We start from the raw sequence: 22,657 nt of genomic DNA on the forward strand, positions 1-22,657 counted from the left end.
TTGGCAGGGATTCCCAGATAACAGTCGTAATATAATGAATGAAAATAGAATATTTAGTAGGGAAATAGTATGAATAGTGAAACTTTTAAAAATAAATTCTATTTTATTTATCAACAACCTTAATAAATCCCTAATGTCGGTAAATTCCTCACATCAAAACCGATAAAAATGTTATAGTGAATTGATAATAGTAAAATATTAAAATCCAGTTTCAACAGTTATTATGGGATACCCAAAACACTGGAAAGAATTAGCTAAATCCATCAAAGAAAACTCAGGTTGGCGTTGTCAAAAATGCGATCGCGTCTGCTTACGTCCTGGTGAAAAACCCAATACCACTAAACCCCGTGCATATAATCTACAAGTACACCATTGGAATCGCAACCCCGCCGACAACAGGCCAGAGAATCTAGTAGCTTTATGTCCAAAATGTCATCTCAGTTATCATCGCGGTGGTAAGGGTAATATTTCGGTGGGGCAGTTGAGCTTGTTTGATGTTTCCAGGTTTGAGAATTGTTAATTTTGGTCTAAGGTTTTCCATAAAAAGTAAAATAATATACTGATAGCCTTAGAAAATTATTCAGGTTTAACTATGCTGCACGGATATAAAATTATAGATGCTGATTCCCATGTGATTGAGCCTTCACAGGTATGGGCTAAGTACCTGCCTCCTGAATTTAAGCATTATGCACCCTCAGCAGACATGAAAATTCAAGGGGAAGACATTGCACAAAAGATATCTCCACAAATGCGAGACGCTGGCAATCAGCAGATGATGGAGGCTCACCGCAATGCTTATTTTCAACGTTATGATCCAGAATCTCATCTACAATCAATGGTGCAGATGGGAATAGATATCGCCTTTATTTATCCAACTAATGGTTTATGGCTTTTTGCTATTGATACCATGCCACCAGAAGTAGTGGGAGCGTTTACCCAGGCTTATAATACTTGGTTATATGAGGAATTTTGTAGTTATGCTCCAGACAAATTGAAAGGAGTAGGTGCAATTAATCTTCATGCACCAGAGCAAATGGTGTCAGAATTACATCGTATAGCTGATTTTGGCTGGAAAGCTGTGGTTTTACGTCCTAATCCTATTAAAAGACGAATTTTGAGCGATTTTGCTTATGAACCATTTTGGACAGCCTGTGAAGAGTTGGAGATAGCAGTAGCCATACATGAAGGAACACATAGCCGTTTGCCAACTACAGGTGCGGATAGATTTAATACTCATTTTGCCCTGCACGCTTGTTCGCATCCGATGGAACAAATGATGGCATTGTTAGCATTAATTGAAGGAGGAGTATTAGAACGTCATCCTCAATTGAAAGTAGGGTTTTTAGAGTCTGGTTGTGGTTGGCTACCTTATTGGTTGTGGCGCATGGATGAAGAATATAAAAACTTACATCGGGAGGTTAAAAACCATGTAAAAATGCCTCCATCAGAGTATTTTCGTCGTCAATGTTTTGTGTCAGTAGAACCTTCTGAACCTTATTTACCTCAAATAATTGACTATATCGGTTCTGATAACTTGATTTTTGGTTCTAATTACCCTCAGATGGGTCATAAACCAGACATCGTGAAAACGCTTTTAGAGCTTGAGGTACAGTTATCTCAAGAAACTGTACAAAAGATTGTGTGGGATAATCCCAGTCGTTTTTACGGTTTGGCTTAAATCAACTCCATAAACCTAAGTTGCTAGTACAGAGTTAGCAGCATTAAAACAATAAAATACTTGATATTAAATCTTCAGTAGTTCACACTGGGGATTTTTTGTGTGAAAGCAGTCATGACACCGCACTCTAGATTTTCTTGGGGGAAACTGCGACTAGGCGATCGCATGACAGTGCTGAATGCGATTGGGTGCAACAATAGGCGATACCTATGCCTTCGCTCCCGTGAGGGATACGCCGTAGGCATCGCTTTCCTACCCTTTTCTTAGAGGAAAACCAAGCAAACTCGGTAAACTCCACTAGCAGCCACACCCATTGTCAATATTATTTTTATATAGTACACTTGCACTATATTCACAGAAAATGGTAATCACAGTCCCCTGGTGTAAAACTATTGGGGATTTTTTGTGTAAAAGCAGTCATGACACCGCACTCTAGATTTTCTTAGGGGAAACTAGGAAAGCTGGGGAAAAAGATATTGGGGACACCGTGCAGAATTTTCTTGAGGGAAATTTTTATAGAAATTGACCAAAGCGATCGCCCTCTTTGATTTTTGTCAGGGAAACGCCGTAGGCATTGCCAAAAGATAAAAACTACAGGGGAAATACGGTATTGAGGAAAAGAGTGAAAAAAATTCTTAGGGGAAACTACAATATTACTTATGAGAATATAACTTGCGAGAAGCAACCTTCAGATAAGTAAATGAGTGAGTCTACCGATATAGGTGAAATAAGTGCAGCTTCCCTAGCGTTGACTGCTCCTATTCCTATCACTGAACACCCTGCCTCTGTTTATCTTTCCTCCCTTTCCCCCGGTTCACGTCCAGCAATGAAACAGGCTCTTGATGCGATCGCCAAAATCCTCACAGGTAACACTTGTGATGCCCTGACTCTTGATTGGGCTGCATTGCGTTATAAGCACACAGCAGTATTACGCAGTATACTAATGGAGAAGTACGCACCAGCGACAGCTAATAAAATGCTGAGTGCGTTAAGGAGGGTTTTGAAAGAAGCTTTACGTTTGGAATGGATGGACGCTAGGGACTTTGAGCGGGCGGTGGATATCGCTAATATCAAAGTTTCCAAGGAATTACAGGGGCGTTGTTTATCAGAGGCTGAAATTAATGCCCTGATGCAAGTATGTTTTGCAGATCCCACTCCCATTGGTTACAGGGATGCGGCATTAATAGCAATTTTGCGGGGTGCAGGTTTACGGCGGGGGGAATTGGTCAAGTTATTGCTGAGTGATTTTCATGCTGGGAGTGTTAAAATCCGCAGTGGTAAAGGTGGTAAAGATAGAACTGTTTACCTACCAGATGGGGCGCTGTCAATTATCGAAGATTGGTTAGAAATTAGAGGGCGGGAAGCTGGGGCTTTAATCTGTCATATTAATAAAGCCGGGGCGGTGACTTTGAGGCAATTAACACCCCAATCTGTGCTATTTATTTTGCAGAAAAGAGGAGCAGAAGCTGGTGTAGAAAATTTCTCTGCTCACGATTTTAGAAGAACTTTTATCTCTGAGTTATTAGATTCTACTGATATTGTCACTGTGCAGAAATTAGCCGGTCATGCTTCACCAGAACTCACTTCTAGATATGACCGTCGGGGTGAGGAAGTTAAGCGTCAAGCGGTGCAGTCTATTAGTGTTCCCAAGCGGAAGTGATAATATTTTATTAGTAGTTAGTTTTTAGAAGTAAAAAAAATGGCTAAAGGGTTTGGTGTAAAGCCAGAAAAACAATTAGGATACATCTTACAGTTAATGCCAGAAGTCAAAGCTTATGCTGTGAGATCCAATTATAATGACTTTCATGAAAAAACTGGAGAGGAATTTATTGGGGTAACAAGTATGCTAAAGGAGGCTCAAGTCTGGAAGAAAAAGGAGCAAGCTAAACAGTCAATTGAAAAATATTCTGACTTTCTACTGGAAAAGGTAGAAGCTGGTTCACAAGTGCGCGTAGATATTAAACAACTTAAACGTTCCAGTGACGGTAAACTCATTGATGAGTTAGTTGAATCATTATTCATAGTTATAGACAACTCTTAAATTAATATTATTTACTATTGCTTAACAGGATAATACAACCCATCTTTTACCTGAAATTTCCACCCCAAACCACTGGGGTCACGATTCCTAGACCAACTGATAAATTCCTGCTCGCTCTTGGTTTCCCGTTCTGTAGTTAAACTTTGTTGTGTCACCCCTAACCGCATGGCTAAATTCTCCGGTGCAAAGGACGTAATTTCTACTGCTTGCTGATATTGGTATGGATACGCTGAACGCCGTGGTCTAGAATTACCACCACTGTATCTACCAGAAGCTACAGCCCGTTCAATCTTTTCTAAGTGTCTAGCTAAAGTTTCTAACTTACTGGCCAGCAGTTCATCTTGTTTACAGAGATGAGTAGAGAGTGATTCTAGTTTATTTTCTACCTGCTGTATCTCGGTAACTGGTAATTCCACACTGCTATCAAACTGTGAAATCAATTCTTGTAATGCTTGCAGTAACTCTGTTGTGTGTCCTTTACGGTGGATTTTTGATAGTTGCCGTACTACTGGAATTAGTGCAGTCGGCACACGGATCATTTGGCTGGGTGGGGTGCTGTTATTCATGGCGATATCGTTAATGATATCAATTTTACATGAAAATTTCCCCTAAGAATTTGGTTTGGAGTTGCAGGGGTGGCGATCGCTATGCAAAGGCTATGCAAACCTGAACGCTTATTATTTAGTTTTGTCATGAAGATAATGAGTTGGCAGACATTAATAAAAATAAAGTAATCTTGCGTAGGACTATATTTATTTGTAATTATTGATTCATAAAAGCTTTAATTATACAAGGTATAGGACAATGACAGAAAAATCTGAGATCAATCCTTATGTAGAGATACCAGAGGAAACAAATGTTGTGGTAAAAAATCAGAATAGTTTAGAAATAGATAAAGATTTTCTTTTGGAGAAATACAAACTAAGACTTGATTTTTATAAATTTATTTTAGGCACAGTAGTTTTAGGAGTCTTTTCAACCATAGTAACAACTATTATACAATGGAAAGAAATTAAACTTAAACAACAAGATATTGAACAAAAACATTTCAGTCAATTCAAAGATGATGTAATGACTAAAAAATTGATTGAAAGGATAAGATTTGCTCAATATTTTTCTTTACTTGCTCCCCCTGACTCAAAAAAAGCTTGGGAAGAATATCACAAAGTTTTACTCAAAGATTTTGATAACAGAAAAGCAAGTTTAGGCAGTATTGAGAAAAATCTTGAGATTATTGCAGAGAGAGGTAATGATGCTAGTTATACAATCCTAATAAATCAACTTCAAAAATCAAAAGAAGAAATTGAAAGTGATTTAGGCTTAATTCCCAATATTCTGAATACCCCTTATGATATTTGGATTGAAAAAGTCAGAAAAAAAGAACCAATTGTTGAAGGGGGAACTTTTCTTTGGGCGCAAGCTATTGTTATGAAAGATGGAACAGTAAAACCTCCTACAACTACTCAAGTAAGGGAAAATATTGAAAAAATGGCTTTAGAACTTCAAAAAATTCAGAATCAGCTAAATTCTCAAATTGAAATTGTTAGATGGTATTATCCAGTACCGATTAATAGACGAATAGGAGGTAATCCAGATTCTCATACTACAGGACAGGGTGTGGATATCAAAGTGAAAGGTTATACAGCAAAGCAGTTAGCAGCTAAATTAAAAGATTGGCCTTATGGTATGGGTACTCATCCTAATAGCTTTCCTGATGTTTTACATTTAGATATGAAGGAGGGAAAAAGAAGATTTGGTGATATTTTTAATTCACAATCCGATAACCCTTAATTAACTATCCCTTTCTTCATGTTTTCTAAGCTCACTGCTAATTGCGATCGCAGCACCCGCCGTAGGTATCGCTCAATTCCCCACTAATAAATTTCCCCTAAGAATCAAATACTGTCATCCTTCCAGTTGCAAATATCACAATCCCAGTGAACCCGTGAGACATAATCTCTATTGAAAAAAGCGCCACATTGGGGACAAGTGCCTGTAAATAATGGATGAGTTTCTAACAGTTCTAATTGATGTTCTGTTGTTAACTGCGGTGGTTGTAAAATCAATTCACCATTGTAATAAGTTGCCCCTTCCGGTTGCCATAATTCTTCTGCGTTGGGGTCTTCCCTAAAATCCAGGCAACTATCACCTGTCACACCATGAGGATGTACCGCACAGACAAGATGGGGATTGTGTGAGTAAAATAAACAACGGTTACATTCTGAAATTTTAGGCATAATATGAATTTTTATATTTATACAAGTATGCTTTGATTAAACTAGACAACTAAAATGCAATATGTTTACTTATTAGCATAAATGATCTGATCCTCAAAGAATTGTCTTTGGTAGTCGTGCTGCTTAGAGAATCGAAAATTTAAATGAATTTTTCCAGTTAATTAGCATTTGTGTCCAAAAATAATAAGGTTAACTGGAGTAGCAAAAAATGAAGTTATATTACATTCCCACCACTAGAGCAGTACGTCCGCGCTGGTTATTAGAAGAAATGGCAATACCCTATGAAATGGTGCGGGTGACTATGGCAATGACAAAAGAGCCGGAATATAAACAACTGCACCCACATGGTAAAGTACCAGTTTTAGTAGATGGGGAAGCAACAATTTTTGAATCTGCGGCTATATGTGCTTACCTTGCAGATAAATATTTAGATAAAGGTTTTGCACCAGCACCCGATAGTCCTCATCGTGCCTATTACTATCAATGGTTGTTTTATGCTACCGCCACTTTAGAAGCACCTGTTGAGCATTTTATGTTTAATATTTTACCAAATCTACCAGAAAAACTATTGCCTGGGTTTATTAGGTCAGAAACATCTAAACAAGAATCTTATCAATGGTTTCAGCGAGTGTCCGAACCTGTAAAAGAAGCACTACATGGTAAACATTTTTTAGTTGGCAATAGTTTGACTGCTGCTGATGTGGTGGTGGGTGGTATTTTACTGTGGGCTAAAAAACTAGGAATGATGCAACCAGATGACTCTTTAACTGAATATATTGATAATTTAATGCAGCGTCCAGCTTTTAATCGTGCAGATGAAAACTATTATGCTCAAGTTCCTGTTCATTCTGAGTAAATAATATTTAAAATTACCTCAGTTATAGCGATCGCTATTTCTTTAAAGTTTAGCTTATGTCTACCACCAGTATCATCCATCCTTTACATTATCTGATTGTCAAGCGCGAAGGGACAACATGGTATTTTAAACCAGGGGACAGTGTTTTTTATAATCCCAAGAATGTACCAGTTAACTTAGCATTAGAGGAAAGATTACACCGTTTTGGGTTAAGTCCCCAGAAAATAATGATTGAACTATTCCGAATTAATGGCGGAAAACCTGGATTTTATTTGGTAAACCTCAGAGATAAACAATACTATTACTGTGGTGCTGAGTTACAAGATGTTAATGATTGTCTGCACGGTCTTGGTATTGGGTATGCTGATTAAACACTAAAATCATCATGTCTACTACAGTTCATTTAGTTGTTGGGATTGAAAATGTCACTTTATTAGTATTTTACACAGAATCCCATTGCTGGCAGTTCCGCTTAATTAGTGCTGGTGGTGAGGTATTTGGTGAACGTAAACTTTACTACACCCCAGAAGCCGCAGAAAAAGCAGGAAGAGAATGGATTTATCAGGGTCATTGATTCTTAGGGGATGGGGTGCGATCCGTAGGAATCGCCTGAAAAGATTTGGTTGATTTTTTAACTGCTAATCAACTTTACATAGTAGGATATGGGTTAATAATAAGCAAGTTCTGAATATGTATCAACAACTCAATAAACTAAGTGCTTTGGCGGTTATAGTTACAATAATATTATCAATACCACAGGTAAGTATTGCTGCACCGAAAGGGTTTAAGACTCCCAGCGGTAACATTTTCTGTGAGTTAATGGAAGGTGAAGATATTAATACCAACAGTTTGCGCTGTGAGATTGCTAGTTCACTCAAACCTAAGCCTCCTCAACCCTACTCTGGATATTGCGGATTTGACTGGGGACGTGGTTTGATGTTACCTGCAACAAGTAGACCGGAAATTCTTTGCATTAGTGATACCATTGCTGACCCTAATAAATCTGTCCTTGGTTATGGTCAAACTTGGAATCATGGCGGCTTTAAGTGTGTTTCCCAAAAAAACGGACTAACTTGTACTAATAATACTGGGATTGGGTTCTTTCTGAGTCGGGAAAAATGGCGGGTATTGGGATTATCACAACCCTAGTTTAATTGTTTCATTCTGCGATATTCAACAGCAGCAACAGTTAGAGCGATCGCTTCACTTGCCGTAGGCATTGCCTCAAGTTAAACACTGAATTTAATTGAGGTAAGAAGTTTGTAGTTCTTGCAGAATGGTGTTGTGTATTTGTTGTGCTTCTTCAGTTGATTTCTCCTGCACTTCAAAAAATTGATTAACCTGGTCTTGGATTTCCGGCGGTAGGGTTCTAAACTTTTCTGGATTCCCAACGAGCAGCCGTTGACCGGGATATGGTGTAAAGTCTGTAAATATTTCTAGACCCTGAGTGATCAACACAGCTGATAATAGACCTCTTGCAGAATTCATTTTATGTTACAATAGGGGTTTGCCTTAATTTTATCCAAAAGTTAGAATTAAACGCCCATCTTTAAATTTGCGATCGCAACAACACCCAAACACACATAAAACCTAAAACCTTCAATTGTACCACAGAAACAATTGTGCAAGAGGTCTAATTTACCAATGGGATATGGTTTATTGTTGTCGGCACTGACATTAATTTCTGAACATAAATAAGCGCAAAACCAGGCAATAGTATCAATGTCTAAGGCCAGGATTACGCGATCGCAAAGTTGATGATTAAATTCTAGGGAATTATTATCAAAGATATTATCCAGTGCTTCAGGATATTTTTGCTGACAATACCTGATAGCTGACTCTGATAATATATCTAACTTTGTTCTCTGGGATTTTCCGAATCCTTTGCTCATGGCTGCACCTCTGCTATTAGTTGAATTTTATCAGAATGTTTTTATTAGTTTTTTCTTAGGGGATGGGGGGGTGATGAATAGATACTGGTTGAGTTGATACCTAATGAATAGATAACCTATGCGATCGCTAAGACTATAAGCAGTTCGCTAAATCAATTACCCTGTGACAATGAAACCCCGGAATTTATGGAGTCAGTCGCGCAAGGGTAAAGTTTCCCCTAAGAATTTTGGAATAGGGGTCTTCTAATGTGGCGTTATTTTTCCCTCAAGAATCCCCAAATATAAAATGTTTATGAAGAAGCAATCCAGTATATTCACCGGGTTATGGAACTAAGCACAAAGAGTAAGAGAATCATTGAAACCTGCTATGTTTGGTGTTTTTGGTGGTTTGATATGAAAATGCAGTGTTTGACTAAACTGTTGTGATTCCCTAACTTTCATTGTCAATGCTGGGGTATTTACTGAAGTTTTATAACATTAGTTCTCTATTTAGCAAAGAAACTAAACAAAAAATAATACAGGAAAGTCTTTACAACTGCTTTTAGATGGAATTATTATGTTAATTGATATATCACTTGCTACATCAGGCAATAAACCAGATGTTAAAAGTCAAACCATCCGAAGTTGGGGGGCTGATTCGGGAACTGCGGCTATTAACTGGACTTACACAGGAACAATTTGCAGCTAGTTTAGGTGTCACTTATGGCACTATTAACCGTTGGGAAAATGGGCGATCGCAGCCTTCACCCATTGCTATGAAACTTGTTAAGCAGAAGCTGGAGGAGATGGGGGAACAGGGGAAGGATTTAAGACAGAAGTATTTTAATTAAAGGTGTCAAAATGCCAGAGCGTTTATTGCAGTTGAATGATTTATCAACTTATATTCGTAGTCCTGAGAAAATTGCAGCCCTGTTTCAAAAACTGGGTTATAACGCTGCTATTCAACCTTTAAATATTGAAGATTTACACCTCCCAGCCCGTAGCACTGAGGCTATTTATGATTCATACCTAATTGCTGACCACGATAACGGCGGTTTGCAAGTATTACTATTTCAACTACATCCTGATGAATGGAGTTCTAGTAATGCCGTTAGTAGTCGCATGAGAGCGATCGCTAATGTTATCTGTCAACGTGAAACTGAATTTTTATTATTAGCAACTAACAAGGATTTTAACCAATTAATGTTGGTGAATCCTCGTAAAAATTATGATACTAACCTTAACTTAAAAACTAGCATTCGTAAGTTATTAATTGATGCTATTAATCCTACTAATTATGACCGTGACCGATTAGAAGCAATAGCTGTTAGGGGTTTATCGTCACCGGAATTATATAAAGCCCACTGTGAAGCGTTTGATGTTGAGAAGTTAACCAAGTCTTTCTATAGAGGTTACAAGCAGATATTTGACAAGGTACAGCAAGCTGTCAAGGAAAATAATGATTATCCTTACTTTGCTGATGCTGATAGGTTACATCAGTTTTCACAGCGTCTGATGGGACGCATTATGTTTTTATATTTCCTCCAGAAGAAAGGATTTTTAGCTAGTGATTATCGGTTTTTGGCTAATCGTTACAGAGCATTGAAAACTGAACCTGATGAAACAGATTATTATGCAAAAGTATTAGAACCGTTATTTTTTGAAACTCTGAATAAAGACCGTCCTAATTTAGCGCATCGTTGGGGTGAGGGACAAATACCTTATCTCAATGGTGGTTTATTTGATAGAGATTATGGTGAGGGAATTAAGGACGCTGCTGGTAGAGAAACACCGGAAATAATTACTTTACCTAATTCTTTATTTGACCCTGGAGAACCAGAGAGTATTTTAGGGTTTTTCAATGGCTATAACTTCACGATTGCTGAAAATGTGGCAGGTGATGAAGATGTAGCAGTTGACCCGGAAATGTTGGGTAAAGTTTTTGAGAATATGTTGGCCGCAGAGGAAAGGGGACAGTCAGGAACGTTTTACACCCCACGCGGTATAGTGCAGTTTATGTGTACTGAGGTGTTATCTCGGTATTTGGCAGATGCTACGGGTATGAGTTTGGAGGCTATCAGGGAACTAATTGAACTTGACCCTGATTCCCCAGATAGTCAGTTAAAGCAATTACTAACCAAGGAACAAACTAAGCAATTAAAACAGGCATTAAATGAGGTGAAAGTCCTTGACCCGGCTGTGGGTTCTGGTGCATTTCCTCTAGGAATGATGCAGGTGATTTTGGCTGTATATCAAGTTATCGCTCGTCGCGAGGGTGTACCCATCCAGCGCGGTAGTTTGGCAATGAGTAAGCTAAAACGCAAAATCATTGCTAACAATCTCTATGGTGTGGACATCAAACCAGAGTCCATAGAAATTGCCAAGTTAAGGATGTGGTTATCGTTGGTGGTGGATATTCCTGATATTGAGGATGTAGAACCACTGCCAAACCTTGATTATAAGTTAATGTGCGGTGATTCTCTGATTTCTACTATCAATGGTGAAAGGTTAATACCTGATCCCACCAAAGAACAGCAGTTGATGTTAGCAGTAACACCGATTCAACAAGCTATTCAACCACTGCTAGAACTGCAACGCCGTTATTTTGATGCCCAAACTGAAGAAAGATATCAGTTGCGATCGCAGATTTTACAAGCTGAAGCTAATGTGTTTCGCACTGCTGTAAATGACCGTCGCCAATATTGGGAAGGTAAACAGCAAGAAGTTGAATACAAGGTTAAATCTCTTAAAAAGGTTACTAAGGCATTAGAGAAGGAACAAGCTGATATTGCTACTAAGTTGGCAGAATTAAATAAGTTTGCTGCTGATGTGGAAAGTGGAGAGCGATCGCTTAATTTCTTCCAATACCATCTGCATTTTAATGATGTGTTCAAGGATAAGGGCGGTTTTGATGTGGTGATTGGTAATCCGCCTTATGTGAGGATGGAACAGATTAAAGACTTAAAGCCAGCCTTAGAACAGGAATATGAATGTTATACGGGTAGGGCTGATTTATATGTTTATTTCTATGAGCAAGGATTTAGATTGCTGAAACAAAAAGGGCTATTAAGTTATATATCCTCTAACAAGTGGCTTAATGCTAATTACGGTACTAATCTTCGTAAACATTTAGCAAATAATTATCAAATTCATAGTATTACTGATTTTGGCGAGTTACCTGTTTTTGATGCTGCTACTTTCCCTATGATATTTATTGCTTTAAATAATACTATTAAAAAGCAATCTATATTATTTACTCAGGTGAAATCTTTAGAAGCACCTTATCCTGATATTTCTACTATTCTTAAAAAACAAGGTCATATCTTACCTGATACTGCTATTCAAGAAGACAAATGGACATTAAATTATCAACAATCAGCTAATATTATTAGTTTACTTGAATTAAAATTTGCTTCCTTAGATAAATATGTCAATGGTCAAATATATTACGGAATAAAAACTGGGTTTAATAAAGCATTTATTATTGATGAAACTACCAGAGAACAGCTAATAATAAAGTCTCCAGACTGTAAAGATATGATTAAAAAGATAATATTTGGAGATGATGTTAGAAAATGGCATATAAATTATCAAAACAAATATTTAATTTATTTGTATCACGGTATAGATACATCAAAAATTAGTGCTGTTATTAACTATTTAAAAACATATAAAGAAAGACTGGAGCAGCGAGCTACCAAGCAGAATTGGTACGAATTACAACAACCCCAATTTAAGTATTCAGCTTATTTTTATCAGCCCAAAATAGTATTTCCTGATATAGCTAAGGAAGCAAGATTTACTTTCGATAAAAATGGATTTTATCTTGAAACAACAGTTTTTACAATCATAGGTAACAATTTATATCTTTTGGGAGTTTTAAACTCTAAAATTGTTTGGAATTACTTATGTCAGAATGCGGCTGTTTTAGGTGATTCTCAAAAAGGAGGACGGTTAAGATTAAAACGCCAATATGTCTCACAAATCCCCATCCCCACCGCCCCCGAAGCAGACCGCCTAGCGATAGAAACCCTAGTTCAAAAGTGCCTTGATGCTAAAGGAGTTGGTGTAGAGAAATGGGAGGCGGAAATTGATGATAGGGTTGCTCATTTGTATGGGTTGACTGCTGAGGAAATGAAGATTATTAAAGGAGTATAGCTTATGCAATATATAGAACATCAAGTTGGTGAATTAATTGTTAGTCAGCGTAAGGATGATGGTTATATTAACGCAACAAAGTTAACTAGAGCTTATGAGTTACAAACTCTAATAAAGAGAAATCCAAATAGTTGGTTTGAAAAAGATAGAACTCATGAATTTTTAAACTTACTACACAACAAGACAGGAATTGAGATTTATGACCTAGTTCAAAAAAAGGGAGAAGGTAAAGATAGAGAGATTTGGATTCATCCCAACCTTGCTATATCTTTTGCGATGTGGCTATCACCTGAATTTGAAATGATGGTTTCTGAGTGGGTACAGCAGTGGCTTTTAAAAGGTCAAACTCCCACTAATTCAGAACCACTAATTTTACATCCTTATCAGCGTGCTTGGTATGAACGTTTAAAATTATTTGAGCAAAATACTAAATTACCCAAAGGAACGTGGTGTGTTTTTGAGGAAATAGCTAAATTAATGAGAAACTTAGAAGCCAAAAAAATAGTTTTACATGATAAAGCAACCATTGATATTTCAGTAGGTTCAGCATGGTGTTATTGGCTAAAAGAAGAAAAAAAATATGATACTTCTACTTTAAAAAAATATCCTCACTGGTATCCAGATAGTAGAGGTGAACAACCTGCTAATGTTTATCCTTATGAATTACTAGGAACATTTCATCAATGGTTAGAAGAAACTTATATTCCTGATAAGTTCCCCGCGTATGTTAGAAAATACGTTAGTCCAGAAGAATGTAAGTTAATTTCAGAAGCTATTGGTTGTGAAGTTAAACCAATTAATAGAAGACTTAAACCCAGTAGCTAAACATAAATGGTGGTAAATATGAATTTACAACAAACCCAAGTCCAAATTTATCAACTAAAACAACAAATGGCTTTAATCCTAGATAACCCCAAATCAGTGAAGCTACAAGTCAAAAATATCAGCTTAATTCAAAAACAGCTACGAGCAATTAAAAAAGAGGTAAATTTAGCTATTCGAGAAATTAATCAAGAAGCTACACAAACGACCCCTGATAGTATCATCTCTGTTGGTTTGGATTTATTTGGTAAACGCAAATTAGCAGGTCAATTAAGACAAAGTACCAGAAGGGCTATTCAGTCAGAGAAAATTAGCGTGAGACAACCTTATATGGATGTTAAAGATTATATTGATCAGGTGCTTTTAGAAGGGGATAAATTGAAGCTGCAAGCAGAACAGTATTTGTCTTTATATTCATAATGAAATAATTTTTTAGGCTTAATAGATATGGAAGCTCAACAAACAAGAAACTGTCCTCAATGTCAAAAAGAAATAGTTAGCCTTAACTCTGGAAAATTAATTTGTCGTTCCTGTGGATGGACAAGTGCAAAAAGCAACCCAGTAGTTGCTAAAAGTACAAACCAAAGTCAAGAAAATGAACAGCAACCTAAAAAATTAATAGCTCAGGTTAACACTGAAGAAACCAACAACTCTGAATTTAGACCTAAAAATAATGGCTTATATTCTAATCGGAGTCTTTCATCAGCAGGAAAGTTATTTTTTTCTGTTGGTTTATTGATTATGATGGGTGGCTTTATTAAATTTGAAACTACTGTTTGTGAGAGCAGTGAATATTCATTTTCTTCAAGATGCACTCATAATATAGGCTTACTTAATGACAAATCTAATTTCATTAATATAGGTGGTTTTTTATTTTTAGGTGGTTGTGTATTAATGGCTACTAATAAATGAGCTAATTTTTATATTCTGAAATTTACAATGCAATTATTTAATATCCAAGGAGGTGAGCAATTTAATGAAAACTCTTAGCTGGCAAGATTTAGAAAATATCAAAACCCCCGAATCTATCTCAGGTTTATTTGGCAAACTTGGTTACAATACCTGCTGTGAACCTGCTGATGCTAACGACTTAGGACTTTCCCAAACTAATCAAGAAATCATTGACACAGTTTATCTAATTGCTAAACAGGGAGATTCTGATTTACAGGTATTTTTCTTTCAACTTAACCCCGCTTGCTGGGCTAATGAAAACAATGCGATCGCACATCTAAAATCCATTGCTCAAAGTTTATGTAAACGTCCTGGGTACTTCCTGATTGTAGGCATGGTAAATTACCAGAAATTATTATTGTTAAGTCCTTTCAAGAGTTTTAACGCTCAAATGGAATTAGAGATTGGCACTCGTCAAATTCTCATTGACTTAAAATCTATCAGTTTATATGATTTAAGTTTACTCCGAAGGATAGCAGCGCATAACCTAGACCCCAAAAGTTTATATCAAACACAGCATAAAGTTTTATTAAATGCTCAAAAATTAGGTATTGGCAAAGAAGAGAAAAAAGCTAATAGAAACAGAGATACCGTTAGGGATTACCTAGTTGCTATTGGTAAAACCAAGTTATTAAAACCAGAAGATGAAATACTTTTATCACGTAAAATTATCAGGTTAAATGAACTAGAAGAATCTTACATTATTCTTTGTGAACTTCTGAATAGAGTGCCTACAAATAGTGAATGGGCAGACATAAATAATCTCAGCATTTCCAGATTATATGATGAATTAGCGGTAGGTTATGCTGCTAAAAATAAATTAGTAGAATCAAATCTCAGATTAGTTGTATCAATTGCCAAAAGATATCAGGATAGAGGTTTAGATTTATTAGACTTAATTCAAGAAGGCAACTTAGGCTTAATTAAAGCAGCAGAAAAGTTTGACCCAACTAAAGGTAATTGCTTCTCAACCTATGCAACTTGGTGGATTAAACAAGCAATTAGAAGAGATATATGTAACTCTTCACGCTTGATTCGGATTCCGGTTCATTTTTGGGGTAGATTACATGAAATTAAAAAAGCAGAACGAGCATTAGTTAAACAAGGAGTATCTAACTTCACTGTCAATGATATAGCTAATTATTTAGAAAAACCTATAGAAGAAATTTTATTTACCATAAAAACTTTCTACAATCCAATTTCCTGGAATGCTCTTATAGCTAATTCCGAAGATATGAGTTTAGAAGATATTATTTCTGACTCTCAAGAATCTATAGAGACAGAGCTTATTAATTCAATGACAGTAGAGGAATTGTTAGCTCATCTCAGCCCTAAAGAAGCAGATATACTTAAACAACGCCACGGTATTGAAGATGGAAATCCTAAGTCACTACAAGAAATTGGTAATCAATATAATCTAACACGAGAACGAGTGAGACAAATTGAAGACAAGGCTATTAAAAAAATCAGAAACCAGTATTATAAATATGAGTTTCAACCTGAACCAAAAATTTTAAATCCTGAACCCAAAGTCCATTATCAGCAACAATCAGTGAAAAATTTATTGAATGATGATGACTGTAAAAATAAAATTAAAGTTTTTAGACGTTGCCCTGGCTTTAGTAACACAAAAATAATTTGTGCAATTTGGAATGTTACTGAAGATTGTCCAGGCTTTGCAGAAGCCCAAAATCAGTTTTATAAAATCATAGAAACGCTTTAATTTATCAGCAAACAATTATTATTTTGAATTATGCTACCAGACTACATAGACAACTCCCACCACACCCTACAAAATGTCCTTGAAACCATCATCAAGGATGAAAGACAGCTTACCCTTGATATCGCCACCGGATTCTTCCGCATTGAGGCATGGGTAAGATTAGAAACTGCAATGAACCAACTCACAGGTTTTCGTTTACTGCTGGGACGTGACCCCACCATTAGACCAGGGGAGAGCGATCGCATTGACCTAATCCGTTACTTCAAAAAAGAACTCTACAAAGAAATAGATGAAAAACCCCTACTTTCTGAATACCAACAACAAATAGAACGATTGATAGCCTACTTACAAAGGGATGATGTACAGGTCAGGTTATTTGGTGAACATGGAGAAAAACAATTTCTTCACGCCAAAGCCTATATTTTTGATAATTACAGTATCGTCGGTTCATCCAACTTCACCCCAGCCGGTTTAGAAGGTAATACCGAGCTAAACATAATCAACAAAATTGGGGCGATCGCTCAAGACCTCAGACATAACTGGTTTGAAAACTTCTGGAAAGACCCTAGCGTTGACCTTGACTACAAAGCCAAATTAATTGATGCCCTGAATGCTTCCAAATTTGGCAGTAAGGCATATACACCCTATCAGATATTTCTCAAGGTATTATACGAACTATTTAAGGATGATACTATCATTGGTCAAGGTAGTACATTATTAGAACTAGCAAGTTTCCAACAAGAAGGATTTGAAAGAGCAGTCAAACTAATTGAAAAACACCGGGGTTGCATGATTGCAGATGCAGTGGGACTTGGTAAAACATTTATTGGATTGAGGTTAATAGAACATTATCTAATAAAACTGAGAAAACCAGGCGGTTCTGTTCCCCGTGCCTTAGTCATTTGTCCTGCACAACTGCGGGATTTAGTATGGCATAAAAAACTAGATGACTTTGGTATCAAAGCTGATATAGTTTCTCATGAAGAAATCAGCCGTGATCACTTTGATATTTCTAGATATAATCGTCATGACATCGTGGTAGTTGATGAATCCCATAATTTTAGGAATAGTGCCACTAATCGCTATCGTAATTTATTAAAATTAGTTAATAGTGGTAAACGTAGTAAACGCATAGCTTTGTTAACTGCTACACCGATTAATACTAGCATTTATGACCTTTATCATCAGATTTTATTATTGACCCGTGGTAGTGAAACCTATTATCGAGAATGGGAAATTTCCAATCTCAAAACCTATTTTAAAGCATTGTCTAAAGGTGGTATTGAGATTACAGAACTGTTGATGCAAACAATGGTCAGACGCAGCAGACAAGATGTAATCAGAAGACAAGCCGCAGGTGAAGAAATTCGCATTAATGGCAAACTAATTAAATTCCCCAAACGCCAATTAGAAAATTTTACCTATAGCTTTGAAAGTAACTTTGCTGGTTTATATGCTAACATCGGTAATCAAATTGATAACTTAACTTTATCACCCTATAATCTTAAACTCTTCAAAAAGAAAAAACAAAAAGATGATGAGTATCAAATTAAACGAAGCGATGCTTTAGTAGCTCTACAAAAATCATTATATCTCAAAAGATTTGAAAGTTCATTGATTGCATTTAAACGTAGTATCACAAACCAAAGAAATTTTCAGTCTAAATTCTATGAAATCCTTACACAAAAAGGTAAACTATTAGATAGTAAAAACTTCCGTAACCTACTTTTAGTAATTGAAGATGAAGACGAGAATACAACAGTTAATGATATTATTGAATCCCTAGAAGAAATTGATATTACTAGCTACGATATCAACCAACTAGAACATCAAATTAAAGTTGACTTGGCAATTTTAAATAATATCATTGATGTTTTGAATAAAATTGAAAACTCAGCAGCCGATCATGTAGACTATGACCGGAAACTAATAGCATTTAAGGAACTACTGAAAAACCAACTATCAGGACAGAAAATATTAGTATTTAGCTACTTCAAAGATACAGCTAATTACTTACATCAAGAACTTAAAAAAGACATAGCATGGTTATCAGCAATGGCAGTTGATGGACATGAACCAGTGATTAAACTTTTAACTGGTGACAGTCCTGGTAAATTACGAGAAGAAACAGTCAAGCATTTTTCACCTAAAGCCAATGCTCAAGACACTGAAGAATTAGCCACACTGCTAGAAAATCAAATTGATATTCTCATCTGTACAGACGTGCTTTCAGAAGGTCAAAACCTCCAAGATGCCGGGGTGTTAGTAAACTATGATTTACATTGGAATCCAGTCAGAATGATTCAGAGGGCAGGACGGATTGACCGTTTAGGCACTGATTATGAAGAACTGTTTATTTACAACTGCTTCCCAGAACAGGGTTTAGAGGATTTACTAAATTTAGTCGGAAGATTACAAGAACGTATTGCTAATATTGACCGTGAGGTAGGTTTAGACGGTAGTGTACTAGGTGAAATAATTTCTGAAAAATCCCTAGAAGAATTATATCGTCTGAAGATGGCTGAAACCGACGCTGAGAAACAGGCCATTTTGGAAGAATTGGAATTAGTTAGTGATTTGGTGTCATTGGATGAAATGAGATTACCGTTACTGGAGTTTTTACAACAGGCCAGTAAAGAACTAATTGAAGATATACCCTTTGGGATTCACAGCACCTCAACTAAAAACATTACTCACCCTGATATTAATGATGGTGGTATATTCTTTGCTTTCCGTACTGGGGATAAAAACTTTTGGCACTTTTACCCACGCATTCAAGGGGTTATTTCTTTAGACCCCAGTAGACTAATTAGCGATAAACGCACTATCTTTAACTGGCTCAAATGCCAAGAATCAGACTTTCCTAATCCAGATGAGCTATTACCAGTTCCCTTTGATAACAGAATCTTTGGGGTTTTAGATAGGGCAGTTAATAATCTGTTGACATCGCTTCAAAAACAACAGACTGCTAAAGGTTTCAAACCAGCAATGACTAAGTTATTGCAAAGTATTTATCATGCTATCACCAATCCTGACAGCATTCCTGATGTTATTCAAAGTGAACCAATTGAGGAGGAGGTAAAACAGCAGGTATTAAAAGTTATCACCACAGTTAATTATAGGAGCTATGAACGAGATGTTAGAAAGATTTGGGAGAGTTTTAAATCTCATAAGGATATTAGTTTACTCATTTCTGAGTTAGATAACTATTTTGTGGAGAGTGACCAATATGAGGAACTGACAGATGACCAAGACATAAGACCCGCCGAAATCATTGAACAAAAAGACATTAAGTTGATTTGCTATCAGTGGTTTAAACCCGATTCTTAGGGGATGGGTTAGGCTGCGATCGCTCAGACTATTATCCCAGTTTATTTAACAATTTGTAACAGAGGTAAGACCCATGCCATTAATTCAACAAATACTAATCACATCGTTGTTTACACCATTAATATATGTTCTGATGTTCTGTGCTTTCATACCTGGATTAAAGCTAGGTTTGATATTAAGAGAATGGTCTTTAGGTTTAGCAGTTATTTGTTACCTAGTTGCTAATTCCACACCACCCCATGATATACCTAGCATCATCTTAAATGCTTGTGCCTTGAGTGCAATGTTTGGCTTGTTGGTTATGTATATCCCCTACTGGTTTAAAGATTGGGGTCGCTTTGGGAGAGAGTTAAAGCTATTACTACAAATTTAGAAATATGGCGGTTTCCGTTCTTGAGGGAAATTAAGGAAGCAATATTACTATAGGCGATCGCCCCCCGTCCCATCTCACCAAATTCTTGAGGGAAAAAAGTAATGGCATATTGGTTATTTCAGAGTAACCCCAAATATTACCGAATCATGGACGGCATTAGAGACTTTGAGCAGATGTCATGGTTAGTCACACGCTATGCCAAAGACATAGTTTCTGGTGATGGGGTGCTGATTTGGGTATCTGGTGTAGAAGCTGGAATCTATGCGATCAGAAATACTATATTTTAATTAAGTTTAACGAGAATAATTAGTTTTGGTGCTGCTGGGTAATTAGCGATTCAATCTAAAAATAAAGGGTGTCATTAATTATGTCTGATCTTCAAAAAAGTGGAATTAAAGATTTGGTGAAGCTAAGTATAGCCTTCATGCTTAGTATTGGTTTGTTAGGGCTATTAGGCATCAGCTTTTTTAAGTTTATTTTTCCTGGGAACATTTATTCTACTCCAAAAATAAGCTCCTTAACTTTAGGAATTTTAAGCAAACCCAGTAATTATGAAGAATTAAATAATTATCTAAACAGCCAATTTGGTAATAAAGTCCAAATAATTATTGATGGTGATGAAAACCTTTCTTACGAAGAAGCCATAAAAAGAATGATTAATAAGGAGTGGGATGTTGCTTTTACCTTATCACCAATACTTTCTGTAGCTGCTAAAAATAACGATTATCGTTTTGTAGCGCGAATGTTTCCAGATTTGCCTCCGTATTACCAAGCTACATTATTTACAAAAGCTAATAGTCCTATTAAATCCATTAGTGATTTAAAACCAACACATACTATAGCTATGGGTGATTTTAATTCAGCATCTAGTTTTTATGTGGCTTCTTATGATTTATATGGTAAAAGCCTGAAAGTAAATATGGGTCATAAGTCATCCAAAATCAAAGAATTAGTCAAAACCGGACAAGCTGATGTAGGTGCTGCGGCTGATTCAGCAGTTAAGAATGACAAGGATTTAAGAATTATTCATATAAGTAAACAAATTCCTGGTGCTAACGTTTATTTATCTCCTAGACTCTCTGAATCTGACCGTCAAATAATTACAACCGTTTTACTCAATGCACCAGAGGATATTAAAAAACAAGCTAATTATGGCAGTGGAGACGAATATGATTACTCACAGTTAATAAAGATTTCTCAAAGAACTGAAGAAATTTTAGGATGTGCCAATTTCCAACAAAACCCTGTTGATTTTTACTGTAAGACTAATCCTAGTAGTCAAAAATATAATACCTCTAATAATACCTCAACTATATCAGGTCAAATTAATGGATGGAGTCGTAAAAGTGCTGAAATAGAATCTTTTAAATTAGCGGGAGAAGATAAGAATAATTATTTAATAGTTATACCGCGCAAAATTTTAAATCAAGTTCCCGGTGCTTCTAATCCAATTGCTTTACAAAGGAAACAAGTCAAAATTTTTGATGTTGTACCGCAAAAAAAAGGAGCAATACTTGAATTACAGATTACGAACCCTAATCAATTAACTGTATTAGAACAAAATTAGCAATACTTACGTTTATAATGCGATTGGTACACCAGTGCCATAGGCGATCGCAGAAAAAATCCTCAAACCAAATCTAAATTAAAAACACCATAACCACCAATGCCTAAACTACCATTTACCGTTACTGCATTAGTACCCGTGCTACTACTTTCACAATTGCAGCAAGATACAGCAGAAATTACCACTAAACAACTAAATCAACAGGGGATGTTAGCAGTTAATTGGGTGCAACAATCTGGAGAATACAGAGCTTTAACTTATCAGGCATTCAATCTAGCTAAACTGACTTTTGATACAGCTAAATCAAAAAACATTTCGCGTCCTGCCATTATCGTTGATATTGACGAGACAGTTCTTGATAATAGTGCCTATCAAGCAGGGTTATTAGATAGTAATAAAGGTTATGAAACTACTACATGGAATCAATGGATTAAAGCAGAAAAAGCTAAAGCTGTACCAGGAGCAGTAGAATTTGTTAATTATGTCAATAAAAATGGGGGTAAAGTATTCTTTGTTTCTAATCGTAATGCCAAGAGTGTCAAGACTTCTAAACTCAATGATTTGGAAACATCGACTATCAATAACTTAAAAGCAGTGGGGTTTACAGAAGCTAATGAAAATACAGTATTACTCAAAGGGGAGTTTAGCAAAATTATTAATAGTAAAGAAGATAATTCTAAACAATGGCGAATAGACGCTGTTAAAAATGGCAGTGCAGATAAAATCAAATATACAATAGTTGCCTTGATTGGGGATAACCTCAATGATTTTGATGAAACAGCAGGTAATAGTAATCAGCAACGGCGTGACTTTGTGGACAAGAAACGTAATTTTTACGGTATGTTTAATGTTAACAAAGGAACAATTCAACCTGCTTATATTGCTATGCCTAATCCTATGTATGGCAACTGGGAAATAGGAATGTATAACCCCAAAGCATTTAATAAACAAAGTGGTTTGGAGATGACACCAGCAGAAAGAAACCAACAACGTCGGGAGTCTTTAAATCGCTGGGAGGCTAAGTAATTTTAGTTAGTTATTCATTATTTA

At 36.3% G+C, this 22,657-nt stretch carries 24 protein-coding genes; 20 read left to right on the forward strand and 4 right to left on the reverse strand.

The genetic code is table 11. The annotated features are described in order from the left end of the window. Positions 1-223: 223 nt before the first annotated feature. The 4 genes from VB694_RS19825 (at position 224) to VB694_RS19840 (ending at position 3,719) form a co-directional block, all read left to right on the forward strand. Positions 224-520, forward strand: coding sequence for an HNH endonuclease signature motif containing protein (locus VB694_RS19825; RefSeq protein ID WP_323362052.1), 297 nt, complete (start codon positions 224-226; stop codon positions 518-520). A gap of 72 nt (positions 521-592) precedes the next feature. Further along, on the forward strand, positions 593-1,678 hold the full coding sequence (locus VB694_RS19830) for an amidohydrolase family protein (RefSeq protein WP_323362053.1): 1,086 nt from the start codon (positions 593-595) through the stop codon (positions 1,676-1,678). A 700-nt stretch (positions 1,679-2,378) separates the two neighbouring features. Beyond that, entirely contained in the window at positions 2,379-3,338 is a 960-nt protein-coding gene (locus tag VB694_RS19835; protein ID WP_323362054.1) for a tyrosine-type recombinase/integrase, read from the forward strand. Between the two features lie 39 nt (positions 3,339-3,377). Next, entirely contained in the window at positions 3,378-3,719 is a 342-nt protein-coding gene (locus tag VB694_RS19840) for a hypothetical protein (protein ID WP_323362055.1), read from the forward strand. Between the two features lie 14 nt (positions 3,720-3,733). Here the strand turns inward: VB694_RS19840 and VB694_RS19845 are convergent, their stop codons facing one another. Then, entirely contained in the window at positions 3,734-4,285 is a 552-nt protein-coding gene (locus tag VB694_RS19845) for a hypothetical protein (RefSeq protein ID WP_323362056.1), read from the reverse strand. A 238-nt stretch (positions 4,286-4,523) separates the two neighbouring features. Here VB694_RS19845 and VB694_RS19850 point away from each other — a divergent pair, with 238 nt between their 5' ends. Further along, a complete protein-coding gene (locus tag VB694_RS19850; protein WP_323362057.1) occupies positions 4,524-5,510 on the forward strand; it encodes a D-Ala-D-Ala carboxypeptidase family metallohydrolase in 987 nt (328 codons plus the stop codon). 104 nt (positions 5,511-5,614) lie between these two features. Here VB694_RS19850 and VB694_RS19855 read toward each other — a convergent pair whose 3' ends face one another. Then, positions 5,615-5,956 carry a hypothetical protein gene (locus tag VB694_RS19855; RefSeq protein ID WP_323362058.1) on the reverse strand — a complete coding sequence of 114 codons (342 nt, stop codon included), beginning with the start codon at positions 5,954-5,956 and terminating at the stop codon, positions 5,615-5,617. Between the two features lie 208 nt (positions 5,957-6,164). On the opposite strand from VB694_RS19855, the gene VB694_RS19860 reads away from it, so the two are divergent. The 4 genes from VB694_RS19860 (at position 6,165) to VB694_RS19875 (ending at position 7,961) form a co-directional block, all read left to right on the forward strand. Beyond that, positions 6,165-6,812, forward strand: a complete 648-nt coding sequence (locus VB694_RS19860; protein WP_323362059.1) for a glutathione S-transferase family protein — start codon at positions 6,165-6,167, stop codon at positions 6,810-6,812. Between the two features lie 56 nt (positions 6,813-6,868). Beyond that, positions 6,869-7,183, forward strand: a complete 315-nt coding sequence (locus VB694_RS19865) for a hypothetical protein (protein ID WP_323362060.1) — start codon at positions 6,869-6,871, stop codon at positions 7,181-7,183. 14 nt (positions 7,184-7,197) lie between these two features. Beyond that, on the forward strand, positions 7,198-7,386 hold the full coding sequence (locus VB694_RS19870; RefSeq protein ID WP_323362061.1) for a hypothetical protein: 189 nt from the start codon (positions 7,198-7,200) through the stop codon (positions 7,384-7,386). A 116-nt stretch (positions 7,387-7,502) separates the two neighbouring features. Continuing rightward, positions 7,503-7,961, forward strand: a complete 459-nt coding sequence (locus VB694_RS19875) for a DUF6636 domain-containing protein (RefSeq protein WP_323362062.1) — start codon at positions 7,503-7,505, stop codon at positions 7,959-7,961. A gap of 93 nt (positions 7,962-8,054) precedes the next feature. Here VB694_RS19875 and VB694_RS19880 read toward each other — a convergent pair whose 3' ends face one another. Next, positions 8,055-8,300 carry a hypothetical protein gene (locus VB694_RS19880; RefSeq protein ID WP_323362063.1) on the reverse strand — a complete coding sequence of 82 codons (246 nt, stop codon included), beginning with the start codon at positions 8,298-8,300 and terminating at the stop codon, positions 8,055-8,057. A gap of 47 nt (positions 8,301-8,347) precedes the next feature. Further along, on the reverse strand, positions 8,348-8,704 hold the full coding sequence (locus VB694_RS19885; protein ID WP_323362064.1) for a hypothetical protein: 357 nt from the start codon (positions 8,702-8,704) through the stop codon (positions 8,348-8,350). A gap of 599 nt (positions 8,705-9,303) precedes the next feature. Between VB694_RS19885 and VB694_RS19890 the strand changes: the two genes are divergently transcribed. The 11 genes from VB694_RS19890 (at position 9,304) to VB694_RS19940 (ending at position 22,633) form a co-directional block, all read left to right on the forward strand. Then, a complete protein-coding gene (locus tag VB694_RS19890; RefSeq protein ID WP_323362065.1) occupies positions 9,304-9,534 on the forward strand; it encodes a helix-turn-helix transcriptional regulator in 231 nt (76 codons plus the stop codon). Positions 9,535-9,544: 10 nt separating this feature from the next. Continuing rightward, positions 9,545-12,841, forward strand: a complete 3,297-nt coding sequence (locus tag VB694_RS19895; protein ID WP_323362066.1) for an Eco57I restriction-modification methylase domain-containing protein — start codon at positions 9,545-9,547, stop codon at positions 12,839-12,841. Between the two features lie 3 nt (positions 12,842-12,844). Next, a complete protein-coding gene (locus tag VB694_RS19900) occupies positions 12,845-13,666 on the forward strand; it encodes a KilA-N domain-containing protein (protein WP_323362067.1) in 822 nt (273 codons plus the stop codon). An 18-nt stretch (positions 13,667-13,684) separates the two neighbouring features. Beyond that, positions 13,685-14,083: a hypothetical protein gene (locus VB694_RS19905; protein WP_323362068.1), complete on the forward strand. Its 399-nt coding sequence runs from the start codon at positions 13,685-13,687 to the stop codon at positions 14,081-14,083. 27 nt (positions 14,084-14,110) lie between these two features. Beyond that, positions 14,111-14,575, forward strand: coding sequence for a hypothetical protein (locus tag VB694_RS19910; protein WP_323362069.1), 465 nt, complete (start codon positions 14,111-14,113; stop codon positions 14,573-14,575). 64 nt (positions 14,576-14,639) lie between these two features. After that, the gene (locus VB694_RS19915) at positions 14,640-16,337 is read left to right on the forward strand and encodes a sigma-70 family RNA polymerase sigma factor (protein ID WP_323362070.1); all 1,698 of its coding nucleotides are present in this window, start codon (positions 14,640-14,642) and stop codon (positions 16,335-16,337) included. Between the two features lie 30 nt (positions 16,338-16,367). Beyond that, complete coding sequence (locus VB694_RS19920; protein ID WP_323362071.1) at positions 16,368-19,667, forward strand: SNF2-related protein; 3,300 nt, start codon at positions 16,368-16,370, stop codon at positions 19,665-19,667. Positions 19,668-19,740: 73 nt separating this feature from the next. Beyond that, the gene (locus VB694_RS19925; RefSeq protein WP_323362072.1) at positions 19,741-20,040 is read left to right on the forward strand and encodes a hypothetical protein; all 300 of its coding nucleotides are present in this window, start codon (positions 19,741-19,743) and stop codon (positions 20,038-20,040) included. Between the two features lie 101 nt (positions 20,041-20,141). Beyond that, positions 20,142-20,327, forward strand: coding sequence for an EVE domain-containing protein (locus tag VB694_RS19930; protein ID WP_323362073.1), 186 nt, complete (start codon positions 20,142-20,144; stop codon positions 20,325-20,327). Between the two features lie 80 nt (positions 20,328-20,407). Continuing rightward, positions 20,408-21,607, forward strand: a complete 1,200-nt coding sequence (locus VB694_RS19935; RefSeq protein ID WP_323362074.1) for a phosphate/phosphite/phosphonate ABC transporter substrate-binding protein — start codon at positions 20,408-20,410, stop codon at positions 21,605-21,607. A gap of 99 nt (positions 21,608-21,706) precedes the next feature. After that, positions 21,707-22,633 carry a 5'-nucleotidase, lipoprotein e(P4) family gene (locus tag VB694_RS19940; RefSeq protein ID WP_323362075.1) on the forward strand — a complete coding sequence of 309 codons (927 nt, stop codon included), beginning with the start codon at positions 21,707-21,709 and terminating at the stop codon, positions 22,631-22,633. Positions 22,634-22,657 lie beyond the last annotated feature (24 nt).

It is taken from the genome of Anabaena sp. UHCC 0451, assembly GCF_034931405.1.
Lineage (GTDB): Bacteria > Cyanobacteriota > Cyanobacteriia > Cyanobacteriales > Nostocaceae > RDYJ01.

Bases quoted from the DNA above. Each gene is read 5' to 3' on its own strand.
- VB694_RS19935 (WP_323362074.1), top strand. From the start codon at position 20,408: ATGTCTGATCTTCAAAAAAGTGGAATTAAAGATTTGGTGAAGCTAAGT.
- VB694_RS19910 (WP_323362069.1), top strand. From the start codon at position 14,111: ATGGAAGCTCAACAAACAAGAAACTGTCCTCAATGTCAAAAAGAAATA.
- VB694_RS19855 (WP_323362058.1), bottom strand. From the start codon at position 5,956: ATGCCTAAAATTTCAGAATGTAACCGTTGTTTATTTTACTCACACAAT.
- VB694_RS19885 (WP_323362064.1), bottom strand. From the start codon at position 8,704: ATGAGCAAAGGATTCGGAAAATCCCAGAGAACAAAGTTAGATATATTA.
- VB694_RS19880 (WP_323362063.1), bottom strand. From the start codon at position 8,300: ATGAATTCTGCAAGAGGTCTATTATCAGCTGTGTTGATCACTCAGGGT.
- VB694_RS19905 (WP_323362068.1), top strand. From the start codon at position 13,685: ATGAATTTACAACAAACCCAAGTCCAAATTTATCAACTAAAACAACAA.
- VB694_RS19895 (WP_323362066.1), top strand. From the start codon at position 9,545: ATGCCAGAGCGTTTATTGCAGTTGAATGATTTATCAACTTATATTCGT.
- VB694_RS19830 (WP_323362053.1), top strand. From the start codon at position 593: ATGCTGCACGGATATAAAATTATAGATGCTGATTCCCATGTGATTGAG.
- VB694_RS19865 (WP_323362060.1), top strand. From the start codon at position 6,869: ATGTCTACCACCAGTATCATCCATCCTTTACATTATCTGATTGTCAAG.
- VB694_RS19840 (WP_323362055.1), top strand. From the start codon at position 3,378: ATGGCTAAAGGGTTTGGTGTAAAGCCAGAAAAACAATTAGGATACATC.
- VB694_RS19835 (WP_323362054.1), top strand. From the start codon at position 2,379: ATGAGTGAGTCTACCGATATAGGTGAAATAAGTGCAGCTTCCCTAGCG.
- VB694_RS19915 (WP_323362070.1), top strand. From the start codon at position 14,640: ATGAAAACTCTTAGCTGGCAAGATTTAGAAAATATCAAAACCCCCGAA.
- VB694_RS19940 (WP_323362075.1), top strand. From the start codon at position 21,707: ATGCCTAAACTACCATTTACCGTTACTGCATTAGTACCCGTGCTACTA.
- VB694_RS19920 (WP_323362071.1), top strand. From the start codon at position 16,368: ATGCTACCAGACTACATAGACAACTCCCACCACACCCTACAAAATGTC.
- VB694_RS19870 (WP_323362061.1), top strand. From the start codon at position 7,198: ATGTCTACTACAGTTCATTTAGTTGTTGGGATTGAAAATGTCACTTTA.
- VB694_RS19930 (WP_323362073.1), top strand. From the start codon at position 20,142: ATGGCATATTGGTTATTTCAGAGTAACCCCAAATATTACCGAATCATG.
- VB694_RS19925 (WP_323362072.1), top strand. From the start codon at position 19,741: ATGCCATTAATTCAACAAATACTAATCACATCGTTGTTTACACCATTA.
- VB694_RS19860 (WP_323362059.1), top strand. From the start codon at position 6,165: ATGAAGTTATATTACATTCCCACCACTAGAGCAGTACGTCCGCGCTGG.
- VB694_RS19850 (WP_323362057.1), top strand. From the start codon at position 4,524: ATGACAGAAAAATCTGAGATCAATCCTTATGTAGAGATACCAGAGGAA.
- VB694_RS19900 (WP_323362067.1), top strand. From the start codon at position 12,845: ATGCAATATATAGAACATCAAGTTGGTGAATTAATTGTTAGTCAGCGT.
- VB694_RS19825 (WP_323362052.1), top strand. From the start codon at position 224: ATGGGATACCCAAAACACTGGAAAGAATTAGCTAAATCCATCAAAGAA.
- VB694_RS19890 (WP_323362065.1), top strand. From the start codon at position 9,304: ATGTTAAAAGTCAAACCATCCGAAGTTGGGGGGCTGATTCGGGAACTG.
- VB694_RS19845 (WP_323362056.1), bottom strand. From the start codon at position 4,285: ATGAATAACAGCACCCCACCCAGCCAAATGATCCGTGTGCCGACTGCA.
- VB694_RS19875 (WP_323362062.1), top strand. From the start codon at position 7,503: ATGTATCAACAACTCAATAAACTAAGTGCTTTGGCGGTTATAGTTACA.